Genomic DNA, 1,268 nt, shown 5'->3' with positions numbered 1-1,268 from the left:
GGCGGTCGCCGGCTCCGGCGCTCATGAGGATGCCGCGTTGCTGGAGGCGATCGCGCAGGGGCAGAAACGTGTTGCGGTTGCTTTCCACGAGCCGCATGCGCGCTACGACCTGTTCGAACTCGATACGCATGCGCGCGAGCAGGGCGGCACGTACCGCCTGACGGGCACGAAGTCGGTCGTTCAGCACGGCGCCCAGGCGCATGCTTGGATCGTGCCTGCGCGCGTCGACGGCGGGGGCATCGGCCTGTTCGTCGTCGAACGGGATGCCGCGAATGCGAAGGTGGCCGACTACCGGACGATCGACGGCCAGCGTGCCGCGACGATCGGTTTCAATGAAACGCCGGCGCGACTGCTGACGGGCGGTGCGCNNNNAGCAGGTTGCCGATTACGCGACGTTCCTGCTGTGCGCGGAGGCGGTCGGCGCGCTCGACGAACTGAACCGCGCCACGGTCGAATACACGAAGACGCGCGAACAGTTCGGCATGCCGATCGCGCGTTTCCAGGCACTGCAGCACCGGATGGTCGACATGCTGATCCATGCCGAGCAGGCACGTTCGCTGACCTACCTGGCAGCCGTACGCTACGCGAGCGGCGATGCGGACGCGCGGCGCAAGGCGGTGTCGGCCGCGAAAGCGCGTGTCGGCGCCGCCGCGCGTTTCGTCGGCCAGCAGGCCGTTCAACTGCACGGCGGCATGGGCGTGACCAACGAGGTCGCCGCGGCGCACCTGTTCAAGCGGCTGACGATCATCGAGACGACGCTCGGCGACACCGATCACCATCTTGCGCGCATCGCGGCACTGCCCGATTTCGCGCAGGCCGACGCGGCATGACGGCGACGCGCGAGCGCGCCAGACAAGGAGACATCTAGTGGGCATCAGTTACGAAGACCTGGTGGTCGGCAGCACCACCGAAGTGGGCCGTTACACGTTCGAACCCGACGACATCAAGACGTTCGCGCAACGCTACGATCCGCAGCCGTTCCATCTCGACGAAGAAGCCGGGAAGGCATCGCATTTCGGTGGGCTGGTCGCGAGCGGCTGGCATACGTGTTCGGTGTTCATGAGCCTGCTCGTCAAGAAGCTCGGCGACGACTCGACCAGCATGGGCTCGCCGGGCATCGACTCGATCCGCTGGCTCAAGCCGGTGCGTGCGGGCGATACGATCACGATGTACCAGAAGGTCCACGACAAGCGTGTGTCCGAGAGCAAGCCCGACCGCGGCATCGTGTCGACGGAATGGGTCGGCGTGAACGAGGCCGGCGAGACGGT

At 66.6% G+C, this 1,268-nt stretch carries 1 protein-coding gene and 1 pseudogene; both read left to right on the top strand.

The genetic code is table 11. The features are described 5' to 3' along the window. Positions 1-830, top strand: a pseudogene (locus FOZ70_RS37845) (acyl-CoA dehydrogenase); the annotation flags it as partial. 37 nt (positions 831-867) lie between these two features. Further along, positions 868-1,268 (top strand): MaoC family dehydratase (locus FOZ70_RS37840; protein ID WP_219707920.1); only part of this gene is annotated, 401 nt, incomplete at its 3' end.

It is taken from the genome of Burkholderia sp. COPS (assembly GCF_019425585.1).
Taxonomy (GTDB): Bacteria; Pseudomonadota; Gammaproteobacteria; order Burkholderiales; family Burkholderiaceae; genus Burkholderia; species Burkholderia cepacia.
The sequence above is the reverse complement of the archived record's forward strand: the minus strand, read 5'-3'. Positions and strand labels throughout refer to the sequence as shown.